The sequence below is a fragment of the Mesotoga sp. HF07.pep.5.2.highcov genome (assembly GCF_003666285.1).
GTDB lineage: Bacteria > Thermotogota > Thermotogae > Petrotogales > Kosmotogaceae > Mesotoga > Mesotoga prima.
On sequence record NZ_JFHJ01000227.1, the window covers coordinates 1 to 1,173 of the forward strand.

Below are 1,173 nucleotides of genomic sequence, written 5' to 3' on the forward strand. Positions count from 1 at the left end.
AAATCCTCAATTAACTTCGCAATAAAATCGGTCTGGTAAGTAGATTTGTACTGCTTCCAGGGGTCGCCATCCACAACGCTGAAGACCACTTCCTCCCTGATAAGATAAACCAGAGCTATCTTACTCAGTTCGTCCGGCTCGAGAAACTCTATGTAAAAATCCTCACCACCGACCATGATAATTCTTGCCTTCAAATTCAGGTCTCTGTATCCTGAATCGGCACTCTCTGTATCGGCTAAATGAAAATGAATCCCAACCAATGTGTCTATATCGCCCGCTTCAACGACTTGCTGGATAAACAGGGTCAGATCATCATATACGCTTTCAGAAGCGAGCAACGATGCTCCAACAAGCAAAGAAAAAACGATGACGAGTACCAAGCAATGTTTCATCTTGTCCACCTCTTCGCGAGATTATAACATGTCAGGAGAAAGAGAAAAGTGATAAGATCTGATTGAGGGGTGATGATTTGAGAGTAGCGTTTCCAGACCAGATGAGGAAAATAGACAAAACTATAATAGAGCATGGAGTACCCTCCTTACTTCTAATGGAAGAAGCGGCCCGCAGCGTCTTCGAAGAGATTAGAAGCTTCAACTTGAGTAATGCAGTCGTCCTGTGTGGTGGAGGTAATAACGGAGGAGACGGATACACAGTTGCAAGGCTCCTTCTATGTGCTGGAGTTCATGTAAAAGTTGTTCAGTGCTATGTTCCCTCGACGGTCGACTGTAAAGCGAACGCAACTTTATACAGTTCGCTTGGCGGCCAGATCATAATAATCGGAGAGAAGACCGACGTGGAGGAACTCCTTTCAAAAGCTGACATAGTAATCGACGCAGTCTTTGGGACTGGGTTTCACGGAGAGCTCGAACCAGGAGTCGCACAGATATTTGATTTTGTTAATCGACTGGACGTAATCAGGCTGGCCGTGGACATTCCCTCCGGAGTGTCTGGATTCGATGGCAGCATTTCAAAATCCTGCTTTAGGGCTCACAAAACGGTTACCTTTGGATTGGCCAAGACAGGTCATTTTCTCTATCCGGGGCGCGAGTTCTGCGGCGATATGGTGGTAGGAAGTGCAGGCTTTCCAAAGAATGTGATGGATTCTATTGCTGAGCCAGAAGTCATCGATGATGAGATGGTTTCGAAACTCATTCCGGAAAGAGCTCCTAACAG

1 protein-coding gene and 1 pseudogene are annotated in these 1,173 nt (G+C 46.0%); one reads left to right on the top strand and one right to left on the bottom strand.

All coding sequences use genetic code 11. The features are described from left to right. Positions 1-392: pseudogene (locus BG32_RS04785) on the bottom strand (hypothetical protein); the annotation flags it as partial. Between the two features lie 77 nt (positions 393-469). On the opposite strand from BG32_RS04785, the gene BG32_RS04790 reads away from it, so the two are divergent. Continuing rightward, a partial coding sequence (locus BG32_RS04790) for an NAD(P)H-hydrate epimerase (protein WP_121526484.1) occupies positions 470-1,173 on the top strand: 704 nt, incomplete at its 3' end.